Annotated in this window: 21 protein-coding genes; 5 read left to right on the top strand and 16 right to left on the bottom strand. The window is 61.4% G+C overall.

Going from position 1 to position 21954, the window contains the following annotated elements; all coding sequences use genetic code 11:
* Position 1 precedes the first annotated feature (1 nt).
* Positions 2-1597 (bottom strand): FAD-binding oxidoreductase, encoded by a 1596-nt coding sequence (locus ACK6BI_RS24450; RefSeq protein ID WP_409319092.1) that lies wholly within the window; start codon positions 1595-1597, stop codon positions 2-4.
* Between the two features lie 211 nt (positions 1598-1808).
* Between ACK6BI_RS24450 and ACK6BI_RS24445 the strand changes: the two genes are divergently transcribed.
* Positions 1809-2837 (top strand): AraC family transcriptional regulator, encoded by a 1029-nt coding sequence (locus tag ACK6BI_RS24445; protein ID WP_409319091.1) that lies wholly within the window; start codon positions 1809-1811, stop codon positions 2835-2837.
* Here the strand turns inward: ACK6BI_RS24445 and ACK6BI_RS24440 are convergent.
* The 9 genes from ACK6BI_RS24440 to ACK6BI_RS24400 form a co-directional block, all read right to left on the bottom strand.
* On the bottom strand, positions 2834-3202 hold the full coding sequence (locus ACK6BI_RS24440) for a glyoxalase superfamily protein (protein ID WP_065261068.1): 369 nt from the start codon (positions 3200-3202) through the stop codon (positions 2834-2836). The genes ACK6BI_RS24445 and ACK6BI_RS24440 overlap by 4 nt on opposite strands.
* A gap of 117 nt (positions 3203-3319) precedes the next feature.
* Positions 3320-4777, bottom strand: coding sequence for a D-aminoacylase (locus ACK6BI_RS24435; protein ID WP_409319090.1), 1458 nt, complete (start codon positions 4775-4777; stop codon positions 3320-3322).
* Positions 4778-4803: 26 nt separating this feature from the next.
* A complete protein-coding gene (locus ACK6BI_RS24430; protein WP_409319089.1) occupies positions 4804-5442 on the bottom strand; it encodes a YdcF family protein in 639 nt (212 codons plus the stop codon).
* Positions 5439-6146, bottom strand: coding sequence for an HAD family hydrolase (locus ACK6BI_RS24425; RefSeq protein ID WP_409319088.1), 708 nt, complete (start codon positions 6144-6146; stop codon positions 5439-5441). Before ACK6BI_RS24425 ends, ACK6BI_RS24430 begins: the two co-directional genes overlap by 4 nt.
* Positions 6112-7287: an MFS transporter gene (locus ACK6BI_RS24420; RefSeq protein ID WP_409319087.1), complete on the bottom strand. Its 1176-nt coding sequence runs from the start codon at positions 7285-7287 to the stop codon at positions 6112-6114. Before ACK6BI_RS24420 ends, ACK6BI_RS24425 begins: the two co-directional genes overlap by 35 nt.
* Before the next feature lie 63 nt (positions 7288-7350).
* Positions 7351-9072, bottom strand: coding sequence for a carbamoyltransferase (locus tag ACK6BI_RS24415; protein WP_409319086.1), 1722 nt, complete (start codon positions 9070-9072; stop codon positions 7351-7353).
* A 419-nt stretch (positions 9073-9491) separates the two neighbouring features.
* Positions 9492-10385, bottom strand: a complete 894-nt coding sequence (locus ACK6BI_RS24410; protein WP_409319085.1) for an NAD-dependent epimerase/dehydratase family protein — start codon at positions 10383-10385, stop codon at positions 9492-9494.
* A 103-nt stretch (positions 10386-10488) separates the two neighbouring features.
* Positions 10489-11400: a LysR substrate-binding domain-containing protein gene (locus ACK6BI_RS24405; protein ID WP_409319084.1), complete on the bottom strand. Its 912-nt coding sequence runs from the start codon at positions 11398-11400 to the stop codon at positions 10489-10491.
* Positions 11401-11460: 60 nt separating this feature from the next.
* Complete coding sequence (locus tag ACK6BI_RS24400; RefSeq protein ID WP_409319083.1) at positions 11461-12051, bottom strand: NAD(P)H-dependent oxidoreductase; 591 nt, start codon at positions 12049-12051, stop codon at positions 11461-11463.
* A 204-nt stretch (positions 12052-12255) separates the two neighbouring features.
* Between ACK6BI_RS24400 and ACK6BI_RS24395 the strand changes: the two genes are divergently transcribed.
* Positions 12256-12570: a putative quinol monooxygenase gene (locus ACK6BI_RS24395; protein WP_409319082.1), complete on the top strand. Its 315-nt coding sequence runs from the start codon at positions 12256-12258 to the stop codon at positions 12568-12570.
* Here the strand turns inward: ACK6BI_RS24395 and ACK6BI_RS24390 are convergent.
* A complete protein-coding gene (locus ACK6BI_RS24390; RefSeq protein WP_409319081.1) occupies positions 12560-13324 on the bottom strand; it encodes a sulfite exporter TauE/SafE family protein in 765 nt (254 codons plus the stop codon). The two genes, ACK6BI_RS24395 and ACK6BI_RS24390, sit on opposite strands and share 11 nt — an antisense overlap.
* 82 nt (positions 13325-13406) lie before the next feature.
* On the opposite strand from ACK6BI_RS24390, the gene ACK6BI_RS24385 reads away from it, so the two are divergent.
* From ACK6BI_RS24385 to ACK6BI_RS24375, 3 genes are all read left to right on the top strand, one after another.
* Positions 13407-14288: a LysR substrate-binding domain-containing protein gene (locus tag ACK6BI_RS24385; protein WP_409319080.1), complete on the top strand. Its 882-nt coding sequence runs from the start codon at positions 13407-13409 to the stop codon at positions 14286-14288.
* A 55-nt stretch (positions 14289-14343) separates the two neighbouring features.
* Positions 14344-14919 (top strand): NAD(P)H-dependent oxidoreductase, encoded by a 576-nt coding sequence (locus ACK6BI_RS24380; protein ID WP_260522124.1) that lies wholly within the window; start codon positions 14344-14346, stop codon positions 14917-14919.
* 199 nt (positions 14920-15118) lie between these two features.
* Positions 15119-15529, top strand: a complete 411-nt coding sequence (locus ACK6BI_RS24375) for a MerR family transcriptional regulator (RefSeq protein WP_065261055.1) — start codon at positions 15119-15121, stop codon at positions 15527-15529.
* Positions 15530-15598: 69 nt separating this feature from the next.
* On the opposite strand, the gene ACK6BI_RS24370 is transcribed toward ACK6BI_RS24375, so the two are convergent.
* The 5 genes from ACK6BI_RS24370 to ACK6BI_RS24350 all read right to left on the bottom strand — a co-directional run bounded on the left by ACK6BI_RS24370 (position 15599) and on the right by ACK6BI_RS24350 (position 21951).
* Positions 15599-18214, bottom strand: a complete 2616-nt coding sequence (locus tag ACK6BI_RS24370; protein WP_409319079.1) for an efflux RND transporter permease subunit — start codon at positions 18212-18214, stop codon at positions 15599-15601.
* Between the two features lie 33 nt (positions 18215-18247).
* Positions 18248-19084 carry an outer membrane lipoprotein-sorting protein gene (locus ACK6BI_RS24365; RefSeq protein ID WP_065261054.1) on the bottom strand — a complete coding sequence of 279 codons (837 nt, stop codon included), beginning with the start codon at positions 19082-19084 and terminating at the stop codon, positions 18248-18250.
* A 70-nt stretch (positions 19085-19154) separates the two neighbouring features.
* On the bottom strand, positions 19155-20450 hold the full coding sequence (locus ACK6BI_RS24360; protein WP_065261053.1) for a DUF1302 family protein: 1296 nt from the start codon (positions 20448-20450) through the stop codon (positions 19155-19157).
* Between the two features lie 2 nt (positions 20451-20452).
* Entirely contained in the window at positions 20453-21217 is a 765-nt protein-coding gene (locus tag ACK6BI_RS24355; RefSeq protein WP_409319078.1) for an SDR family NAD(P)-dependent oxidoreductase, read from the bottom strand.
* Positions 21214-21951: a 3-oxoacyl-ACP reductase family protein gene (locus tag ACK6BI_RS24350; protein WP_409319077.1), complete on the bottom strand. Its 738-nt coding sequence runs from the start codon at positions 21949-21951 to the stop codon at positions 21214-21216. Before ACK6BI_RS24350 ends, ACK6BI_RS24355 begins: the two co-directional genes overlap by 4 nt.
* Positions 21952-21954: the final 3 nt, after the last annotated feature.

The following is a 21954-nucleotide window of genomic DNA, read 5'->3' as shown; positions in this document are numbered from 1 at the left end:
GTCACTCCTGCAACAATGTGCCGGGGTTCAGACGCCCGGCCGGGTCGAAGTGCCGGCTCAGCGCCTGCAAGGTGTCCATCGCCAAAACGCCTTTCTCGCGCGGCAGGTACGGCGCGTGATCCTTGCCCACGCCGTGCTGATGGCTGATGGTGCCGTGGTTGTCGACGATGGTCTGGCTGGCCGCGTGTTTGAGGGCCTTCCAGCGGGCCAGCGTCGCGGGATAGTCCGCTGCCGGGCGAAACACGTAGGTGGTGTAGATACTCGAGCCTTCACCGTAGACGTGGGACAGATGAGTGAACACATGCACCCGTTCGCCCTCGGCCGCCAGGGCATCGCGCAGGCTGTTTTCGATCAGGTTGAGCAGCTTGTCGACGTTGCTCCAGTCGGTGGCGGTTTCCAGGGTGTCGACCACGTAACCGGCGTTCCACAAGTTCTCCCGCAGGTAGGGAAAACGAAAGCGGTTCTGCGCCCACTTCTTGCCGAGCAGCGTGCCGGTGAACACGCCACCGAAGGCCTTCAGGTGCTGACGGGCCTGGCTCAGGGACAGCGCATTCTGCTTGCGATTGCCGGTCACGCCGAAGGTCAGCAGGCACTTGCCCTCGCCCGCGCCGCGCAGGCTCAGGTATTTTTCCAGCCAGGCAATCTGTTGCGGATGGCCGGCCAGCGCCAGTTGGGTTTCGGTTTCCACCGCATTGGACAAGCGCAGCATCGACAGCGGCACCCGCGCCTGGGCCAGTTGCCGGATCGCCTGAAGTGCCCTGCTCCAGTCGGGCAGAAACACACCGTAGAAACGCTCGTCCGCCGGCAACGCACTGACCCGCACCTTGACCTCGGAAATGATCCCGAACCGTCCCTCGCTACCCAGCACCACTTCACGCAGATCCGGGCCGGCTGCCGAGGCCGGGAAGCTCGGGATCTGCAGCGGCCCGGCGAAGGTTTCCAGGGTGCCACCGGCAAACAATTGCTCGATCCGCCCATAACGCAACGATTGCTGACCACTGGAGCGACTGGCCACCCAGCCGCCCAGCGTCGACAGCTCCCACGACTGCGGGAAATGCCCCAGCGTGTAGCCACGGGCGCGCAACTGGCTCTCGACCTGCGGGCCGCTGGCGCCGGGGCCGAAAGTCGCCAGCAGACTTTGTTCATCGAGGTCGAGCAGGCGATTCATCCGCGCCAGCGACACCGTCACCACAGGCCGCGCAGAGTCCGGCGGGTTGATGTGCCCGGCCACCGACGTGCCGCCGCCATAGGGAATCAGGCACAGGTCCCGCGCCTGGGCGAGCGCCAGCAATTGGCGGATGTGTTCGGCGGTTTCCGGGAACGCCACGGCATCGGGATAGTTGCCCGGCGCCCCTTCGCGCAACGCCAGCCAGTCCGGCAGGCTCTGCCCTCGGGCATGCAACAGGCGATCGTGGGCATCGATGCTGTACAGCGCGTGTTCCGCCAGCCGCGAGACCGGCACCCGGGCCAGCGCGGCTTCAAGCGTTGCGTCGGGCAATGCGCGACCTTCTCCCAGCCGCTCATGGAGAAAACCTGCGCCCCGGGCCGGCAGTTCGACCACCGTGGTTGCATCGCCCCAGCCGTTCCAGCGTCGCATGCGAGTGTCCTTCTGTGCAGTCCGATCAGTGAGATTTCAGGCCCTCATACTAGTCAGCCAGCCGAAAGTGTCACGGTCGCATCCGGCCAGTTCGAGTAGCCAATTGAGTCAAACGTCGCGCAAGCGTCAGCCATTTACTTTAGCCGTGGATTCAAATTACCTTTCAGGGCGCTCATCCGCCCGTGGCGGCCTCGATCAAGGGAATTCGGTCATGCAATCGCTCGGCTTCACCTCCGTTCCGCCACTGCTCAAGTACCTGCGTCATGCCGAGCATCTGGGCCTGGCCATCGAGCCGGCGCTGGCGGCGGCCGGGTTGCAGGCGCAACAGCTGAGCGACAACAGCCTGCGCCTGCCGGGTGAAACCCATGAACGGTTGCTCGACTACTTTTGCGAGCACTCGGGCGATCCGTTGTTCGGGCTCAACGCGGCAAATTTCGTGCTGCCCAACTCCTGGAGCGTGCTGGGCTACATCACCATGAACTGCGCGACGCTGGGCGACGCCATGAGCCGCATCATGCCGTTCGAAAAACTGGTGGGCGACATGGGCGTCAGCCGCGCCGAGGTGCAGGGCGAGCATGTGCACCTGATCTGGAACTGCCGATTCGAACGCCCGCGGATCCGCCGGCATCTGGTGGAAAACGTGCTGGGCTCCTGGCTGCACTACGCACGCTGGATCGCCGACACCCGGTTGTCGCCGGCCGCGGTGTGGCTGGAACACTCGATGCCGGCGGACACGACGCCGGAACAGTACGAACGTTTTTTTGAATGCCCGGTGCTGTTCGATCAGGCGTACTCGGCGTTGATCGTGCCGCTGCCGTATCTGCAGTTGCCGTTGCGCCAGGCCGATGCGCATTTGCTGCGCACCCTGGAAGAACACGCTCAGAGTTTGATGGCGACGCTGGAGGATGCATCGCTGGAGCTGCGGGTCAAAAACATCCTGCGTCAGTTGCTCAAGGAAGGTCTGCCGCGCAAGGAACAGGTGGCCGAACATCTCGCGGTGTCCGTGCGCACCCTGCAACGCCAGCTGCATCAGGCCGGTACGTCGTATCAGCAGATTCTCGATGAGCTGCGTCAGGAGCTGGCCGAGCACTACCTGCTCAACAGCACCTTGCCGATTCAGGATATTGCGCAGTATCTGGGCTTCACCGAACCGCGCTCGTTTCACCGCACGTTCAAGAGCCGGCGCGGCATGCCGCCCGGTGAGTTTCGGCAGGCTCACCGGGTGTCGAACGACAGCTAGAGGCTGATCGCGTTGGTGAACACCAGGCGATTGCCGAACGGGTCGACGATGGTCATGTCCTGGCTGCCCCATGGCATGGCCTGGATGCCCGGGTGCGAGAACTTGTAGTTCTTCGCCAGCAGTTGCTGCTGAAACGCCTCAAGCTCATCGGTCTCGATCCGCAGGGCCGAACCCGGTGTTGCATCGCCGTGATGCTCGGACAGGTGGAGCACGCATTCGCCTCGGGAGACTTGCAGGTACAACGGGAAATCCGCTTCGAAACGATGCTGCCAATCGATCTTGAAACCAAGGAAGTCGACGTAAAACTCCAGCGCCTTGGCTTCATCGAAGATCCGCAGGATCGGGGTGGTTTTGCCAAAGCTCATGGGGTGCTCCCTGACTGATTGGCCCCGCCGTGTAGCCGGGGCAGATGTCAGCAATTCGGCTTGGTGATGGCTTTCTTTAATTGCAATGTGCCACCACTGTGACGCACTCCGCGAAACTCAGCGAAAGTTGTCACGCAGATCACCCTCACGGGCCAGAAAGCGCCCGGCCCTCTGCCCGTTGGCCTGACCGTCGCGGTAGCTCAATACGCCGTTGATCCACACGCCATCGATGCCTTGCGCCGCCCGTTGGGGATCCTTGAAATCCGCGACGTCCTGCACGGTTGCCGGGTCGAACAGCACCAGATCCGCCCAGTGGCCTTCACGAACCTCGCCACGCCCCTTCAGGCCGAAACGGGCCGCCGACAGACCGGTCATCTTGTGCACGGCGGTGTGCAGCGGAAACAGACCGACATCGCGACTGAAATGGCCCAGCACCCGCGGAAAAGCCCCCCACAGACGCGGATGGGGAAACGGATCTTCCGGCAGACCATCGGAACCGACCATCGACAGCGGATGGGCAAGGATGCGCCGCACGTCCTTCTCGTCCATGCCGTAATACACCGCGCCTGCCGGTTGCAGGCGTCTGGCGGCATCGAGCAGTGGCATCGTCCATTCGGCCGCGATGGCGCTCAAGTCGCGACCGCTGACTTCCGGGTGCGGCGTCGACCAGGTGATGGTGATGCGGTGAGCGTCGGTCACCTGCTTGAGATCCAGCGTCGAAGAGCTCGCCGCATAGGGGTAGCAATCGCAGCCGACCGGGTGGGTTTTCGCCGCTTCCTCCAGCGACGCGAGCAACTGCGGACTGCGCCCCCAGTTGCCCACGCCGGCACACTTCAAGTGGGAAACGATCACCGGCGAGCGGGCGTGGCGACCGATGCGAAACGCTTCGTCCATGGCCTCCAGCACCGGTTCGAACTCACTGCGCAGATGCGTGGTGTACACCGCCCCGAACGCCGTCAGCTCTTCGGACAATTGCATCACCTCATCGGTGGACGCGGAAAACGCGCTCGCATAGGCCAGCCCTGTGGATAAGCCGAGCGCCCCGGCCTCCAGGCTTTCACGCAATTGCTCGCGCATCGCGGTGATTTCATCGTCGGTCGCGGTGCGAAACAGATCGTCGAGGTGATTGCTGCGCAGGGCCGTGTGGCCGACCAGCGCCGCGACGTTCAGCGTGGTGTTGGCCGCTTCCACCGCCGCGCGGTAATCGCTGAAACGGGGATAGACGAATGCGGCAGCATTACCGAGCAGGTTCATCGGATCCGGCGGGTCGCCCCTGAGACTGACCGGTGCGGCGCTGATGCCGCAGTTGCCGACAATCACCGTGGTCACGCCCTGGCTGAGCTTGGGCAGCATCTGCGGCTGGCGGATCACGACGGTGTCGTCGTGGGTGTGCACGTCGATGAAACCCGGCGCCAGCACGCGGCCGGCGGCGTCGATTTCGTCGGTGGCGCCGACGTCGCGCAAGTCACCGATGCGTGCGATGCGGCCATCGAGAATCGCCACGTCGGCGGTATAACCCGGAGTGTCGCTGCCGTCGATGATCAGGGCGTTGCGGATCAGGGTGTCGTACAGCATGTCAGTCTCCGGCGGCAGCTCGGGCGTCAGTGTCTGCCCTTGATCAAATGGTGATCGAATCCTTGCTCGATCAGGTAGCGCCAGGCGACCTCGACTTCATCGGGAATCACCTGCTCGACCTGAAAGCCCAGCGAAGGGTAAACCATGATCCGGTGGATATCTCCGACCATTTCGTCGATCAATCCCAGGACCCCGATCAGGTTACTCACCTCACCCGGAAAACCGAACGACGGCGCATCCACCCAGGCCTCGAGCCCCGGCCATTGAACGGGCAGGGTCAACGCCACGCGCCGGATCGAATTGGGTTTGGTCAGGAACGTCGCCCGGCGCACGTCCGGGAACAATGCCCTGGCAAACGCGATGTTCTCGGCGAAGTTGGTAGCGCGGGATTCCAAGGTGAATTGATCCGGTGAAACACCTTGCGCCATGGCCCGTTGCGCAAAAACATCGGCTTCGGTGCGTTCCCACAAATGCTTCGTCCAGTTGCCGGTGTTGCCGGTAAACAGCAGATGCGGGGCGACACCTTTTTTCAGCAACTGGCAGGCGTAATCGCAGACCCGCAGATCGTAGGAGCCGCACACCACGATCAGGTCGCAGGGTTGGTGCCCGCGTCCGGACCCGAGAAAATCCCACAGCACCGTTGCGTGTTGCAAAGTCGGGGTCATGAGCGGGCAAACCTCCGGGCAGCCTGCCCGCCGATCAACAGCCCGCCGTCGGCATAGAGGTGGGTATCCACCTCGCCCTGCGAGACCGGGAGCGCCGTGAAATCCGTGTACGTCCGCAGTGCCCCGTGCGCGCTCAGCGTGGGATCGTCGCCAATGCCGATACACAGCGCGCCATTGCTGACCGCCGACTGCACGCCGCTGACGGAGTCTTCGAAGACCAGGCATTCATCGCTCTGGCGATCCAGTCGGGCGGCGGCCAGGCGATAGGGGTCCGGGGCCGGTTTGCCACTGCGCACATCGTCGCGGCAGATGATGCAGTCGAACACCGAGGTCAGGTCATGTTGCTGCAGGACGTGATCGACCCGCGCGCGCCAGCTGCTGGTGACCAGCGCCAGCGGCACGTGCCCGGCGAGACGGTCGATGAGCGAAGCGACGCCCGGCACCAGCGGGCAGATCGAAACCTCTTCGATGGCGTCGACTTCCTGCTTGATCAGCACACGCTGCTGCTCGTCGAACTGGCCGAACAGCGCCTGCAGGGTGTAGCCGCCGGGGCGACCATGAATGTGTTCGTCGATGAAGGCCTGATCGACCGCTACGCCGTACTGGCGTGCCACCGTGGTCCAGGCCCGTTCGATGACCTGGCGCGACTGGATCAGCACGCCATCCATATCAAAGCAAACGGCTGTAAAGGTTCGTTGAGTCATCGGTAGCACTTCGCATTTTCGGATAAGCAATGAATGCCAGGACGGTACCGGTCAACGCAAACAGCGCCATGACGTACCAGGCCCACTGTGGCTGCGTGTCGTACAGATACCCGGCGAAGGGTGTGGCCAGGCCCATGGGCAAGGCAACCGCCAGCGAGTAATAGACGCCCTGGGTAAACACCTGCAGCTGCGCCGGCGCATGGTCGCGAATGCAGCGCATGATTGCCGAGTGGTAAGCCGCAAAACTCAAGGCGTGCAGGCATTGCCCCAGCAGAATCACCGCCAGCGCATCGCTGTCGGAAAACAGCGCCCAGCGTATTGCCGCACAGACACTGGAAACCATCACGATAGACAGCGGTGAGCAATACGCCAGGACTTTGTTGGAGAACGCGAAATAGGTGATTTCCGCAATCACCGCCACTGACCAGAACACCCCGATGGTGGTTGAAGAGTAGCCCTTCACGCCCCAGCCGATCGACGCCGTGGAAAAGTACAGGGTGTGACTGAGCTGAATGAAGCTGGCGGCGGCAATCGCGATCAGCAGGCCTTTGTGTGCGAACAGCGCCTTCCAGTCGGGCCGCTTTGTCGTACGCTCGGGCGGTTGCAGAGGCGCCAGCGTGACCTGACGCTTCAACCACAGACACGCCAATGCAGTGAACAGCATGCTCGCCGCAATCACGATCGGCACCCACGTCTGGCCGTAGTGCGCGAACAACAGACCGCCACACGTCGAGGTCAGGATGAACGCCGAAGAGCCCGCTGCGCGAACCCGGCCATAGTTCTGCAGGGCCTGCTTGTCACGCTTGAGCAGATAGGACTCGGACAATGGCAGCACCACCATCCACAGCCCGCCGAACAGAATGCTCAGGCACACGAATCCCCACAGGTGCACCGGCATGAAATAGAACAGCAACGTACACAACGCTGCCGAAAAACCAAGAAAAGCCGCGAGCCGAAGTTGGTCCACGCGCCAGTCGGCCACGTAGGTGATCAACACGCCGGTCACGACTTGCGGCCAATAGACCGCCGCGATCAGCAGACCGATCTGGCTGGCGCTGAAGCCCAGCGAATCCAGCCAGGTCGGCCAGAACGGATAGATGATCCCCTCCGCGGCAAAGAACCCGAAAAAGATCAGATACATGGGTCAACCATACGCTCGATACTCCTGAACAGGGCTCCGGGGAGCCCTGAAATACTTCATCCCTTATTCGAAGCGTTGGCGGGTGAAGCTGTTCCTGCCCTTGCGCCAGACGATCAGAGCTTCGCTCATCACCACCAGATCGACCATCCCCTCTTTCAACGCATCCAGTGCGTCCTGTGGCGAGCACACGATCGGTTCTTCGTGCCGGTTGAACGACGTGTTGATCAACGCCGCCTGACCCGTGCGCTCGTGCCAGGCATTCAACAGGCGATGCATGAATGCGTCACGCTCCGGGCGAATGATCTGTGGCCGCGCCGTGCCGTCGATGTGCACGACTGCCGGACTGGCTTCGCTGAACTGCGGATGACAATCGTAGGTCATGGTCATGGTGTCTGCCGCCACTTGATCCTCATCCCAGCCGACGTAGCAGGCAGCCGCCTGTTCAATGGCGGTGACCGGGCCGAAAGGCATGAACTCGGTGCGGTGCATGCGCTTGTTCAGCCAGTCGTTCACCTCGGCATCCTGCGCGTGGTAGACGATGCTGCGGTTGCACAGCGAGCGCGGGCCGAACTCCATCTTGCCCTTGAACATGCCCAGCACCTGGTTTTCCATCAGTGCGTCGGTCAGCACGTCGATGATGTTCGACGGCGCGTGATAACCGAGTTCGGGGTAGTCGCGCTGGATCAGGTTGATGTTCTGCGAAACGCTTCGCGACTCCGGGCCGAGGGTCATGGCCGGGTTCCTGAAGCGGGTGCCGTTTTCCAGGTATGCCGCCCCCACGGCCGCCGCCAGCGCCAGCCCGCCATCGCCCATGCATGGCAACACATAGACGTTTTTCACCCCCGGAATCTCGCGCAGGCGCTGGTTGAGTTTGACGTTGCCGAACACACCGCCGGCCAGGCACAGGTTGGCGCTGCCACGTTGCGCCAGATGATGCTTGACCACCGCCACCAGCAAATCTTCGGAGTGACGCTGCACGGCGGCGGCGATGTCTTCCGGGGTCTCCCGGGCGAACAGGGTTTGCAGTGATTCGCTGTAGTTGTGGTAGGACGGCAGGAACAGGTCACCGCAATTCGCCCTGATGCGCCCGTCTTCGAAACGGATCATCTGCTGCATCACCCCCAGCAACTTCTGCGGGTCGCCGAACGCGGCCAGGCCCGTGACCTTGCCTTCATGACGGTTGGGTTTGTAACCCAGCAAATGAGTGATCCGGCCGTAGAAATAACCCAGGCTGTCGATGCTGGTTTCGCGCTGCAGCACCGTGGTTTCGGTCGGGCTGTACCAGGTCACGGTCAACGACTGGAAATCACCGCGCCCGTCACAGGTCAGGGTCAAGGCTTCATCGAATGGCGAGCAGACATAGGCACCGAGGGCATGGCACTCGTGGTGATCGATGTAATACGCCTTGCCGGTCAGCCCGTTGGCGGCAATGTATTGATCGAATTCGGCGCGTTTCTCTTTGTCGTTGCGGACTTCATCGGTGACACGCTGGCGGAACTGCGCCAGGCCTTCGGGGTTGTTCCTGACTTCTTCGACGACCCGGTCGAAATACAACTCAAGGTGCTTGTCGGCGCTGAAACCGGCATTCCATCCATAGGCCACGTAATCGACATCCTCCAGCGACAGGCCGGCCTGGTTCAACACGAAATCGATGGACTTCGCGGGCCAGTTCTTGTGGTCCTTGATGCGGGTGAAACGCTCTTCGCTGACCGCCGAGAGAATCTGACCGTCACGTACCAGGCAGGCACCCGACAAGTCATTATTGGTAATGCCCAAAATGATCATAACTACTCCTTGTTCTTGCCAATTTCGCGGATGAGTGTGCCCACGACCGAAGAGCGCAATGCTCCGGCCAGGGCGCTTGGCGCCGTGTCATGAACCGTGAGGAGGCGAAATCGTCTGGTTCGCCCGGGATATGCCTTTACGTACAGGCAGCAGAGGTGCGTATTGCCATCGCAAATTCCCTTTTGCAGAAAAATTCCACGGGCGTTACCCACCGACCTGGCCTCATGGCCAGACAACCAGTGGGTGCCCGCTATCCTACAAACCGGCCAGTTGCGTTGGCCATGTCTGTGCGGGGATCAGGCTAGTAGGAAACATCTGAACGTTTCGATGAGCCTCGACGCCTTGTCCTTCATTTCCGGGGCATAAAAAAACCTGTGGGAGCCGGTTGGCTCCCACAGGTTCAAGTGTGGTGTGTGGACTCACACCATTTCGTTGCGAATCCACTCGACGACCGATGTGCGCTTCGGCGCCCAGCCCAACAGTTCACGGGCGTGTTTGCCGCGCACCCGGCTGTTGGAGCCCAGGCCATAATTGGCCATTTCATAGCCCCACTCTGCCTCGGCGTCTTTCAGCGGCCAGTCTTGCGGCTCACCCAGATTCAGGGCCTCGGCCATGGCGGTGGTCATGTCGATGAACGACGCTTCGCCGCTTTCAACGAAGTAGAACGTGCCCGGGACATTTTTGCTCAGGGCCAGCAGGTACAGCGACACCACATCTTCGATGTGCACGTTGGACCAGATGTTCTGCCCGGTACCGACGTGACGCACCACACCGCTTTTGCGTGCCTGTTTCAGCAGGCGCGGCAACTGCACGCTGTCGCGATGGACGCCCAGGCTGTGGCCATAGATCAGGGTGTTGCAGATCACGGCCGAGTTCACGCCGTCCTTCGCTGCCGCGAGGATCAGGTTGTCAATGGCTACCCGTGCCGCCTTGTCGACGGTCGGCTCGGGCAGGTTGTCTTCGAAGTAGATGACATCGCTGGATTTACCGCCCGAGGCATCGCCGACGATGCTCGAACCGCTGGTGTGCAGGAACACTTTGTTCGAGCCGCGCAGGGCGTCGAGCAAGGCTTCGACTGCGCCGCGATGGTCGCTGCTGGCAGCGTTGATCACCGCGTCGGCGGCACGGGCCTGTTCGCCCAGCAGCGCGTTGTCGTCGAGGGTACCGATCACCGGGGTGATGCCCAGTGCTTGCAACTCATCGGCCTGCTCGGCACTGCGCACGAGACCGGTGACGCTGTGGCCGGCCTTGACCAGACCGGTGGCGATGGAGCCGCCGATAAAACCGGCAGCGCCGGTGACGAATACGTTCATGGAGAGACTCCCTGCGTGAATAAATGATGCAGCGAGTATCGACCGGCGAACCCGGTGGAAAAACCCGCCCACAACCAAATCACTGTTGCGCAGGGATCACGAATCAGCCCTTGAAATCGGCGCTGGCGTAAGCCGCCAGTTTGCTCTGGATGAAGTCCAGGAAGCACTGGATCCGCAATGCCAGTTGCGAGTTGCGGTAGTACACCGCGTTGATCGGCTGGCGATAACCGCTGTTGAATTCCGCCAGCAGCACCTTGAGGCGCCCGGCACGAATGTCGTCGATGGTCATGAAATGCGAGAGACAGGCAATGCCCTGGCCTTCCAGCGCCAGATGCCGGACCGTCTCGCCGCTGGAAGCGCTGATCGCCGGGGTGATCGGCCAGCGGTCACCGTGCACGTAACGCAGCGGCCACTGGTTGAGGCCTTCGTTCTGGGTGAAGCCGAGCAAGGTGTGTTCGCTCAGATCGGCGACCTGAAGCGGCGCACCGTGTTTTTCCAGATAGGCAGGACTCGCAACGATCAGCAGCGGGCTGCAACCCAGCGGCCGGGCGTGCAACGTCGAATCGGCCAGGGCGCCGATGCGGATGGCGACGTCGGTGCTTTGTTCCAGCAAATCAATGATCAGGTCGTTGCTGTTGAGTTCGAGCTGAATGTCGGGGTACAGCCGCCGGAACTCGTCGATGTACGGCACGATGGCATGGAGCATGAACGGCGAGGCGGCGTTGATGCGCAAACGTCCGGACGGCGTCTGCTGGCGTGACGAGAGGCGCTCTTCGAGTTGATCCATCTGGTCGAGGATCAGCTTGGCCTGTTCGAAGAAATACTTGCCTTCTTCAGTCAGGTCCATGCGTCGCGTGGTGCGGTTGATCAGCGTGGTGTCGAGCTTGGCTTCCAGTCGCGACAACGTGCGGCTGACCGCCGAGGGCGTCTGCCCGACCTGCTCGGCGGCGGCGGAAATCGAACCGCACTCGATCACGCAGACGAAAATCTGCAACTCATCGGATCTGGCTTTCACGGGTGTCCTCGAATCGAAAGGCCTGCGGCACAGGCTCAGGCCTTCGATAGTAGCCGAGCGTCAGGCCTTGAGGCCAAACACCTCGCTCAGATGCTGCTCGTATCGCGCCACATCCGCTTCGATGTTCGGGCGTTTCATCACGTCCACGCAGAGGAAGGTCGGCAGGCCGGTCATGCCGAGGAACTGGTTGGCCTTGTGGAACGGAAAGTAAACGGCATCCACGCCTTTGGCCTCGAAGAAGTCGGTCGGATCGTCGAACGCCTGCTGCGGCGCGTTCCAGGTCAGCGACAGCATGTACTGCTTACCGTGGATCAGGCCACCGCTGCCGTACTTCTGCGAGGAGTCCGAACGGGTGCGACCGTCACTGGCGTAGAGGCTGCCGTGGCCTTCGGTGAAGACTTCGTCGATGTACTTTTTCACGGTCCACGGCGCGCCCATCCACCAGCCCGGCATCTGATAAATGATCACGTCGGCCCAGAGAAATTTGGCCACCTCTTCGGCGATGTCATAGCCCTCGTCGATGAAAGTGGTCTTGACGTCTACACCGCCGCGATCCAGCACGCCGAGCGCCGCTTCGTGAAGGGTGGCGTTGTAGCGACCGTCGGAGTGGGCGAATTTTTTACCGCCATTGAGCAACAGCACTTTTTTCATGGGACAGCCTCGATGGGACGCCGATACACAGCGCAGAGCGCCGGATGGACAAGGTGAATAAATTGAATGGCGGCAGATTAACGATGCGCCTCGCGCGGAATAAGCGTCGATTGCGCAAAATTCATTTGAGTAAAACGCACGAATAGAACGCCGATTGTTGCCGTAGGATTGGCCGTCATCTGAATCTGAATGGAGTTTTTTGCCATGAGCGGACGCCAGGGTTTCATCCTGCACGCCAAGACCCGCCCGGAAAAAGCCGAAGCCTTCGAAGCGTTTTTCCGCGCTTACGTCGAGCCGAGCCGCGCAGAACCCGGCTGCATCGAGTACCACATGCTGCGCGACAAGACAGATCCGACCCTGTTCATCTTCTACGAGATCTGGGAAAGCCAGGCGCATCTGGACGTGCACTCGAACCTGCCGCACATGCAGCAGTTTTTCGCCAATCGCATGGAGTACCTGGAGCGGGATTTCGATATCCGCCCGATCGAGATGCTCAGCGCATCGTCCGCTAGCCGCTGATCAGCAGATGGGCGCCCAGCGCGCCCAGACCGATGAAGAACACCCGCCTGAACAACACGGTACTGATGCGCTGGCGCAGCCATTGCCCGAGCCACATGCCGAGCATGGCCGGAATCAACATCAGCAACGAAGCGCTCAATTGCGCGCCACCCAGCGAGCCGCGCCAGAGCAGCCCGGCGGCCAGCGCCAGGGTCGACACGGTGAAGGACAGGCCCAGGGCCTGAACCAGTTCATCGCGACTCAAGCCCAATGCCTGCATGTAGGGGACGGCGGGAATCACGAACACGCCAGTGGCCGAAGTGATGACGCCGGTGATCAAACCGCAGAGCGGCCCCAGCCACGGTTCACGGCGACGACTGACATTCAGCGTCGGCAGGAACAATCCGCTCGCCGCATAGAGCAACAGCGCCACACCGAGCCCGCGCACCACCCAGTGCCCGCCCGCCATGCCGATCCACAACGTACCGATGGCTGTACCGAGGACAATCGTCAGCAGCATCGGCCACAGCCGTTTCACCAGTGCGCGTAGATGCCCGCCGAACGCCAGTTGCCAGACATTGGTCAGCGTCGCCGGAATGATCAGCAACGCCGCAGCCTGCGCCGGCGCCATAGCCAGACCGAGCAGCCCCATGGCGACAGTGGGCAGGCCGAGGCCGATCACGCCTTTCACCAGGCCGGCGAGGATGAAGGTCATCAGCACCAGTAAAGACAGGGCCAGTCCGAGGTTCTGATAGAAATCTGCGAGTGCGTTCATGGCGATACTGTGCGCCGGCGCGGGTGAGCTGAAAATCTGTCATACACTGAGGCAGCCTCTCTTTCAGCAAGAGTCATGACCGATGCACTTCGACCTCACCGACCTGCGCCTGTACCTGCACATTCTCGACAGCGGCAACATCACCGCCGGTGCCGCCCGCAGTCATCTGTCGCTGGCGGCGGCCAGTGCGCGGATTCGTGCCATGGAAGCTTCGCTGGGCACGGCGTTCCTGGAACGCGGACGTCGCGGGGTCACACCGACGCCGGCCGGAAAGGCCCTGGCGCAACATGCGCGGCTCCTGCTGCAACAGGCCGACCGCATGCAGCAGGACCTGAACGAATACGCCCGGGGTGCCAAGGGCCAGGTGCGTCTGTTGTGCAACACCACGGCCATCAGCGAATATCTGCCGGAAGTGCTGGCGGATTTTCTGAGCGAACATCCCAACCTCGACATCGACTTGCAGGAACTGCCCAGCGCGCGCATCACCCATGCCTTGCGCCAGGGAACGGCAGACCTTGGCATCGTCTCCGACGCTGTGGACACCCACGATTTGCAGACCCGGATCTTTCGCGACGACCCGCTGGTGCTGCTCGTGCCGCCGGGTCACGCGCTGGCAGAGTGTTTCTCGCTGACCTTTGCCGAAACCCTGGCCCATGACTACGTGGCGCTGGGTGCCGACAGTGCCCTGGCGATTCATCTGGAAGAACAGGCGCTGCACATCGGCCAGCGCATGGCGATCCGCATCCGAGCCGATGGTTTCGATGGCCTCATGCGCATGGTGGCGCGGGGTGCGGGGCTGGCGATCGCGCCCAAAGTGGCGGTTGAGCGCTGGCCCCGGGCGAACTCATTTGCCTGTGTGCCGCTGGACGACCCCTGGGCCAGGCGGACGCTGCACCTGTGTTCAAGAAATTTCGCCCATCTGCCGGCCTACACCCAAGCCTTGCTGGAGGCACTGACGCCTTGACTCTACCGCTAGGGGCAGACTCTATCCTGTGAGCTTCTTTTCAGGAGTACACACTATGGGCAAACGAATGCTCGTGATTCTGGGACACCCCTCCACCGAGAGTTTTTGCGGAGCACTGAGTGAAACCTACGTTCAGGCGGCCAAGGACGCCGGGCATGAGGTACGGTTGATGCGCCTGGATGCGCTGGATTTCGACCCGGTCCTGCACGAGGGTTACAACAAGATTCAGCCGCTGGAGCCCGATCTGCTGCAAGCGCAGGCCGACATCACCTGGGCCGAGCACCTGACGTTCGTCTACCCGATCTGGTGGGGCGGGATTCCGGCGTTGATGAAAGGCTTTCTGGACCGCATCTTCCTGCCCGGTTTCGCGTTCAAGTACCGCGAGGGCAAAGCCTTCCCGGACAAACTGCTCAAAGGCCGCACCGCCCATTTGCTGGTGACCATGGACACGCCGTACTGGTACTACAAGTGGTTCTACGGCATGCCGGGCCTGCATCAGGTGCGCAAGACCACGCTGGAGTTCTGCGGGGTCAAACCTATCAAGACCCTGACGTTCGGTCCCATGCTCGGCTCCAAACCGGAGCAGCGCGACGTATGGCTGAAACAGGCGCGAGCCAGCGCCGCGATCTGAATCCGACGCCACTGTCCAACTGACGGCGCCGCCGACGCCGTCAGCCTTCCACGGGCTCTCCCTCAAGCCCGTCCGTCAGCTGTGCGCGTCATTTACGCACAGTTGCAACCTGCCGATGACATTCACCCTATAATCGCCCGCCGATCAGGCCTCGAGCCTGGTCACGCTACGCCCTGTTTTATCATCGAGATGGATCTTTATGTATATCGGCAAAGCCGCCCAGCTGTCGGGCACCACAGTCAAAAGCATTCGCCATTACGAAGAAATCGGCCTGTTGCCCGAGCCCAAGCGTGAAGGTAAATACCGTATCTACAGTCAGGAGAGCGTCGAGGTACTGACGTTCATCAAATGCGCTCAGCAACTGGGCTTCAAGCTCAAGGAGTTGCAAGTCATCCTGAACAACTACCGCGGCGACGAATTCCCATGGGACATGGCACAGAACGCCATCGCCCGAAAAAAAGCCGAGCTGGTGACCCAGATCGGCGATTTGCAGCAGTTGTACGATGGTCTTGAAGCGTTTGAAAACAACCTCCACGAGGCTCGACAGGAATGTCAGTTCGAGCGCATCGCCCGGCAAGGGGAAAAAACCCCGGCCGCTACGCTGAACTGAAAACCCTCATGCGCCGCATGGGCCGGTTCGCCTGTCGGATCAGGGCAGGCGGAACCGGCTCAGGCCTGTTCAGCCCGGTACTGCCTCTGCGTCGAGGCGTTGCGCCCGAGCGGGCTGGACAACCGGCTCAATCGCGCCGAAGAACCACGGCGAAACCAGCGTCACCAGAATGATGGTCATGACCCCGCTGGAGAACAGCGCCATGGCCACCAGTGCCCCCAGATCGACAATCGGCTTGAAGTCAGAAAACAGCAGCGCCATGAAGCCCACGGAGAAAATCACCACGTTGATCACCGTCGAGCGACCGACGCTGTGCATCGCCTGCAGAATCGCCGCGTCGACTTCAATGCCCTGCTGCACCAGCCATTTGATGCGCGACAGCAGGTGCACCGCGTAATCGACCACGCCCACCACCAGGAAAGTCACCAGCGTCGTGCCGATGTTCAGCTGGATCTCGAACAGGAACATGAAGCCGTAGACCGTGACCGAGGTGGTCAGCAGGGTCAACATGCCGAGAATGCCCAGCCGCACCGACTTGAGCCAGTACATCATCATCAGCGTGACGACCAGCAACGCCAGGGAAAAGCTCAGGACCTGGCCCTGGGTGATTTCCTGCAACACACCGGTCCAGATCAACGGCGTGCCGGCATGCGTCACCTCCAGGTTGGCCGGCTTGTTCACCAGCAGCCAGGCGTCGAGGCGATCGAGCATGCCCTGATAATCGCTGGCGACCGATGAGGTCATGGTGTACAGCGTCAAGGCCTTGGAGAAGTCGGCGTTGAGCACGTTGTTCAAGTCCGAGCCGCCACCGTTTTCGAACAGCATCACATGCTGCTCGATCAGCGAATTGCCCGGCACTTCGAATTGTTCGACCTGCCCGTCATCATTGACGGAGCTCACCTTTTCCATGGCGTTGGGAACGCGCAGGTAATCAGGGTTCATGTCGTTGAGCACCAGGTTCATGCGCTTGACGTAAGTGGCCAGGGAGTAGCCGTAACTCACGTTCGGCTGCTGCTTGATGAAGTGGTCGAGCCTGTCGATGAACTGCACCACCTCCGTGGTCAGCACCCCACGAGGCTCCTTGCTGTCGATGGCAATCCAGCCCGGCGCCGTACCCGCGACGTTGGCGTGGTTGATGAACTGGTCCGAGATACGGATATGGCTTTCGGGTTTGAAATAGGCAATGCCCGAGTCTTCGATATCGACGCGGAAGGTGAACACGGTGGCCAGCGCCAGCAGCGGCAACATGACCAAGAGAATCGGTTTGCGAAAGCGGATCATCCAGGCGCAGAACGCCACCAGATAACGCGAGATGATCGATTCCTTGTGCGCGGCCACCTTCGCTTGCGGTGGTTGATCCTTGCCCCAGAGGGAGATCCAGGCCGGAATCAGCAGCAATGAAATGATCAGCGCCGCCGTCAGGCCGATGGACATGAACACGCCGAAATTGCGGATGCTGACAATGTTGTTGGTGGTGGAAATCATGAACGTGGCGATGGTCGTCACTGTGGTCAACACCACCGGTACCACCATCAGGCGCTGGGTTTCGCGGTTGGCGTCACGGTTGCTCTTGCCGGCGTTTTTCTGCTCGTAGTATTCGGCCATCACATGGATGGCGTCCGAGCAGCAGATGGTGAACAGAAACACCGGCAACACGCTGGTCAACAGGTCGAACGGCACCCGCAGCAGCGCCATCAGGCCCAGCGTCCAGATGGTGCAGAACAGAATGTTGAACAGCGGCAACAACACGCCCAGCGGTTTGCGGAAGAAGAACGTCAGCAGCAGGGTGATCAGCAGAAACACGATCGGAAACAGCACCGCCAGGTCATGGTCGATGATTTCCTGCTGGGCCGCGATGAAGATCGGCATGCCGGCAATGAAAATCTCGTCCTTGTACTCCGGATGCTCTGCCTGATACTTGGCGACGATGCCCCGCACGATCTGATAGGCGCGCAGTTGCGCCTGGGCGTCATCCTGCTTGGTGCCGAGTTCGGCCACCAGCATCGCGACCTTCTTGTCCTTCGACACCACCCCGTCGACCATCAGTTCGTTGCCCATGATCTGCGACTCGACCACGGCCGGGTCCATGTCATAGGCGTTGAGGGTCTTGTGGATCAACAACTCGCCACCGTCGGTCAACACGATGTTTTCCAGGTCGCCCATCGACGCCATTTCGCGAATCGGGTTGATCCGCTCGGCGAGGAAGGTCAGGAACAACTGATCATGAGCATCCCAGTTCTGACTCTGGGCATGATCGCGCAGGGCCTTGGCCTGAGCGTAATCATTCTGGGAAAAACCGTCCTCCAGAATGTCCCGGGTCAATAACTGCGCGCGGCTGTCATTCGGGTAGCGGGCGACGATCTGCGTCAGTTGCTCCTTGTCGGCGTCGTTGGCCAGAATCATCTTGCGCACCGACTGCGACATCGAAAACAGCGCATTGAGCGTCTGTTTGTTGAAGACCGTCTGCGGGTTGTTCAACGCCACCATCACCGAGTCGAAGGTGCCGGTGAACTCACCCTGCAAATCGATGATGGTCTTGCGCGCCGGATGGCTGTCCTTGAGCAGATAAGGGTTGGTGTCCGAGATCAGCGCGCCCAGCGTATAAGTGAAATACGCGGTGATCGCCACCAACAGGAAAACGATCGCCCGCGCATGGCGCTCGACAAAGTTCAGGTATCTTTCCATGATCATGTGTTCCAGGGTCGTCGGGAGCGGCGCTTAACGGGCAGACACGGAAAATTCCGGTATGTCACCGGTTTTCAGTCCGCGCTTGATGGCGGTCTGGGTAAACAGTCGGTCTTCCAGCGCAACGTTGTACTGCAACTGGTTGAAGCGCATTTCCGAGCGCGTGCCGTCGATGAAGTGCTCGGTTTCACTGAGCACGATGCTGTCGATCCCGTCGATGGTCTCGACCTTCTGGGTGCGCATCTGCTTGATCAGTACACCTTTGACGTCGAAGAAGTCCTGACGCATGACCAGGAAATTCTGCTTGTCGATCCACACCTTGAGTTGGTTGTAACCGGTCTTGGCCAGCACTTCCGGGGACGCCGGTTCACGTTCGATCACGTAGCAGTCACGGCCCTTGATCTGCTCTTCGCCCAGCAATTTCTGCGAATAATCCTTGACCCGGATCTTGTCCAGGTCGGCATAGGAGTATTCGCTGCCCATGAACGAACCGCGCTTGTCGGTGGTGGAGATCCGGCGGGTCTGGCGGCTGACCGGCAGGTACATCCACTGGCTGTCTTCCAGGCCCAGGGGCTCATGGGGGTTTTCAATGTGGAATGCGACGTCGCGCACATCGGTCGGTGCCGAGAAATACATGCTGAATTTGTCGCTGTCCGGGTAGTCCTTCTGCAGGTAGGTGAATTCACGAACCCGGGTATTGCCCTTCTTGTCGTGGAGGATCAACGACACCTGGGACATGAAGCTTTTACCGTCATTGCGATCGCGCACCTGGCGAATGATTTCATCGGCATTGCTGCCGTCGGCAGCGCTGGCGCAGGCGCCACTGAGGATCAATGCGGTAGCGGTCAGACTTTTCAAAAGCGGCAACATCGGAATTTCCCTTTTCGTCGGATGAGTACATGCGGGCCTGCGCCACCGGTGGCAGCAGGCGTCACGGGGGTTAAAACAGATAGCCGGCGGACAGGCGCACTTGATCGCGCTTGCTGTATTCGCCGAAGGCCCTGTCGGGCTTGCCGAAGAACACGTCCACTTCCAGTCCCAGCTTGATGTAGTCCACCGGTTTGTAGGTGAAGATGCCCTGCAACAACGCGTTGTCCTTGTACGGTGGCGAGGCGGCGGCCACCAGTCTGCTCTTGAGTCGGTCCTGCCAGTGGGTGCCTTCGGCCGAGAGGGTGAACAGCGGCTCGCGCTTGTCCTGCAGCATCCCGTCCTGCCAGTCGAGCAACACCTGTTCCTGCCATTGCGCCGAAATCAGCCAGTCGCGCCACAGATAGTCGACACCCAGCAGCGACTTGACCATCGAAGTGCTGTCGGCACCATAAGCGCGAGTCGGATTGGTCACGCGCCAATTGTCGAACCACGCAATCTCGCTGCGCACCACGATGCTGTGGCCGGCGTCGATCGCCAGTCCTGCACCGCCCATGGTGTAACGGGGAAACTGGCGTTCAAGGCGCGTACGACCGTCATCGGCCAGACCTTCGACGGCATACACCGGGTCCTGCTGACGTGCGCTCAGCGCCACGAAACTGGTGTCCACAGCCCCGATCCGGCCATTGGCGCTCAGACCATAGGAGTAGCCCTTGTCACCGTCGTAACCGGGTTTGGAATCCAGCAGGAAATACTCGGGATCGGGCGCCGCAAACAGCGGCGCGGCGAACTCGCTGCCCGCCACCGGCGGCCGGTTCTTGACGAAGTCGGTGATCCACAGCGCTTCCAGCTCCCATTCGCCCACGGGCTGCGTCACGCGCACCATCGGCACGGCGATGCGGCTGTCTTCGAGCAACGGGGTCAGGCCATCGCGATAGTCCAGCGGGTTGATCTGGTCCAGCACACGCAGTTCATCCGCACGCCCCCAGACCACCTGCTGCCAGCCGACCGTCACTTCACCGTCGCCCAGCGAATGACCGACATACAGATGCCGCCAGTCGGCGTCGAAACGATATTTGTCCCGGGCGCGTTCGCTGTACGGGTTGTTGCCGTCGTAGCGGGCGTCATACCGTACGCGGCCCTTGGCCTTGTAATAACCGCCGTCCCAGTTGTCCTCCAGATTGGCTTTGAAATACACGGCTTTCTGCGTGACCTGATCGTCACCGTGCAGGCGCAGCGCCGTGGCCACGCCGATTTCGGCGTCGGCGTAATCGGGCTTGAGATCATCGACTTCCAGGGCCGCGACAGCCGCCGGAGCGGCCACGCACGCCCACACCGCCCAGGCGATGCGGTTTATGGATCCTGGCATAGCTACATTCCCAATCCGACGCCGCCATCGATCACCAGGCTCTGGGCCGTGACCCCGCCGGCTTCAGGACTGGCCAGATACCGCACCATCGCGGCCACTTCTTCGCTCTGGATGAAGCGGCGCATCGGCAGTTTTTTCTTCGCGTTGCGCACGATCTGTTCCTGGGTCAGGCCAGCGATCGCCGCCTGTGTCGCCAGCTCGCCCTGGAGCATCGGTGTATCGATCCAGGCCGGCAGAATCGCGTTGACCGTGATCTGCCGCGGCGCCAGGTCCAGCGCCAGGGCCTTGGTCATCCCGACGATGCCGTGCTTGGAGGCACAGTACGCGGTATTACGTACTTTGCCGGCCCGCCCGAGGATCGAGGACATGTTGATGATCCGTCCCCGATCCGGCATCAGCGCCAGACACAACGAGGTCACGTAAAACGTTCCGTTGAGGTTGACCGAAATCACCTTGTGCCAGTTGTGCAGATCTTCGGGCTCGTTTTCATTGCAGATACCGGCACTGTTGACCAGCACGTCGACCTGCTTGATCCGGGTGCCGAGCTGCTTGAAAAACGCTTCCATGGCAGGCAGATCGGCGATGTTCGCGGCGTAGGTCTCGACCCGAGCCTTGATGCGCTCCTGCTGTTCGTCTACCCAGCCCTGCAGTTGCGGCAAATCCAGATCCAGCAGGATCAGGTGATTGTCGCCATTGGCCGCGAAGTCCTCGGCCACGGCGCGGCCGATGCCCTTGGCCGCACCGGTAATCAGAATGGTGCGGCTCATGGCATTTTCAACCCGCCGTTCACCGGCAGGACCTCCCCGGTCAGGTACAGGCCACGGTCGGCGAGGTAGAGCACCGCCTCGGCAATTTCCTGCGGCTCGGCATAACGCTTGATCAGCAACCGCGACTGGATCTGCTCCTCCTGGCTGCCGATCAGCGCGGTGCTCATCTCGGTCTTGACGATCCCCGGCGCCACCGCATTGACCCGGATATTGCGCGGTGCCAGTTCGACCGCCAGGGCGCGGGTCATGGCCTCGACCCCGCCCTTGGCCGCGGCATAGTTGCTCTGGCCCTTGCCGGGCTTTTGCGCGGCGACCGAACTGATATTGACGATGCAGCCACTGCGCTGGCGCAGCATGCCCGGCAGCACCTGCTGACAGCAGAGCAAGGTGCCGACCAGATTGGTCTGGATCACGTCCAGGATGTCGCCGGCCGGCATCGTCGCCAGCAAGCCGTCACGGGTAATGCCGGCGTTGTTGACCAGCAGATCGACGCGCTGGAAATGCGCCTCGACCCGCTCGAAGAATGACGCGATGCTGTCGCCACGGCTGATGTCGCATTGCAGCGCCAGGCAATCCACGCCCGACGCCTGCACTTCATCACGCAAGGCCATCGCCGCTACTTCATCGCGTACATAACTGAACGCCACTTGATAACCGGCACCCGCCAGCGCCAGGACGATGGCCCGGCCGATGCCACGGCTGCCACCGGTCACTACTGCTACTTTGTTCGGCATGAC

The sequence above is a fragment of the Pseudomonas sp. KCJK9016 genome (assembly GCF_046231795.1).
Lineage (GTDB): Bacteria > Pseudomonadota > Gammaproteobacteria > Pseudomonadales > Pseudomonadaceae > Aquipseudomonas > Aquipseudomonas bananamidigenes.
Note: the sequence above shows the minus strand (reverse complement) of the source record. Positions and strands in the feature narration are given on the sequence as shown.

Bases quoted from the DNA above. Each gene is read 5' to 3' on its own strand.
- ACK6BI_RS24450 (WP_409319092.1), bottom strand. From the start codon at position 1,597: ATGCGACGCTGGAACGGCTGGGGCGATGCAACCACGGTGGTCGAACTG.
- ACK6BI_RS24445 (WP_409319091.1), top strand. From the start codon at position 1,809: ATGCAATCGCTCGGCTTCACCTCCGTTCCGCCACTGCTCAAGTACCTG.
- ACK6BI_RS24440 (WP_065261068.1), bottom strand. From the start codon at position 3,202: ATGAGCTTTGGCAAAACCACCCCGATCCTGCGGATCTTCGATGAAGCC.
- ACK6BI_RS24435 (WP_409319090.1), bottom strand. From the start codon at position 4,777: ATGCTGTACGACACCCTGATCCGCAACGCCCTGATCATCGACGGCAGC.
- ACK6BI_RS24430 (WP_409319089.1), bottom strand. From the start codon at position 5,442: ATGACCCCGACTTTGCAACACGCAACGGTGCTGTGGGATTTTCTCGGG.
- ACK6BI_RS24425 (WP_409319088.1), bottom strand. From the start codon at position 6,146: ATGACTCAACGAACCTTTACAGCCGTTTGCTTTGATATGGATGGCGTG.
- ACK6BI_RS24420 (WP_409319087.1), bottom strand. From the start codon at position 7,287: ATGTATCTGATCTTTTTCGGGTTCTTTGCCGCGGAGGGGATCATCTAT.
- ACK6BI_RS24415 (WP_409319086.1), bottom strand. From the start codon at position 9,072: ATGATCATTTTGGGCATTACCAATAATGACTTGTCGGGTGCCTGCCTG.
- ACK6BI_RS24410 (WP_409319085.1), bottom strand. From the start codon at position 10,385: ATGAACGTATTCGTCACCGGCGCTGCCGGTTTTATCGGCGGCTCCATC.
- ACK6BI_RS24400 (WP_409319083.1), bottom strand. From the start codon at position 12,051: ATGAAAAAAGTGCTGTTGCTCAATGGCGGTAAAAAATTCGCCCACTCC.
- ACK6BI_RS24395 (WP_409319082.1), top strand. From the start codon at position 12,256: ATGAGCGGACGCCAGGGTTTCATCCTGCACGCCAAGACCCGCCCGGAA.
- ACK6BI_RS24390 (WP_409319081.1), bottom strand. From the start codon at position 13,324: ATGAACGCACTCGCAGATTTCTATCAGAACCTCGGACTGGCCCTGTCT.
- ACK6BI_RS24385 (WP_409319080.1), top strand. From the start codon at position 13,407: ATGCACTTCGACCTCACCGACCTGCGCCTGTACCTGCACATTCTCGAC.
- ACK6BI_RS24380 (WP_260522124.1), top strand. From the start codon at position 14,344: ATGGGCAAACGAATGCTCGTGATTCTGGGACACCCCTCCACCGAGAGT.
- ACK6BI_RS24375 (WP_065261055.1), top strand. From the start codon at position 15,119: ATGTATATCGGCAAAGCCGCCCAGCTGTCGGGCACCACAGTCAAAAGC.
- ACK6BI_RS24370 (WP_409319079.1), bottom strand. From the start codon at position 18,214: ATGGAAAGATACCTGAACTTTGTCGAGCGCCATGCGCGGGCGATCGTT.
- ACK6BI_RS24365 (WP_065261054.1), bottom strand. From the start codon at position 19,084: ATGTTGCCGCTTTTGAAAAGTCTGACCGCTACCGCATTGATCCTCAGT.
- ACK6BI_RS24360 (WP_065261053.1), bottom strand. From the start codon at position 20,450: ATGCCAGGATCCATAAACCGCATCGCCTGGGCGGTGTGGGCGTGCGTG.
- ACK6BI_RS24355 (WP_409319078.1), bottom strand. From the start codon at position 21,217: ATGAGCCGCACCATTCTGATTACCGGTGCGGCCAAGGGCATCGGCCGC.
- ACK6BI_RS24350 (WP_409319077.1), bottom strand. From the start codon at position 21,951: ATGCCGAACAAAGTAGCAGTAGTGACCGGTGGCAGCCGTGGCATCGGC.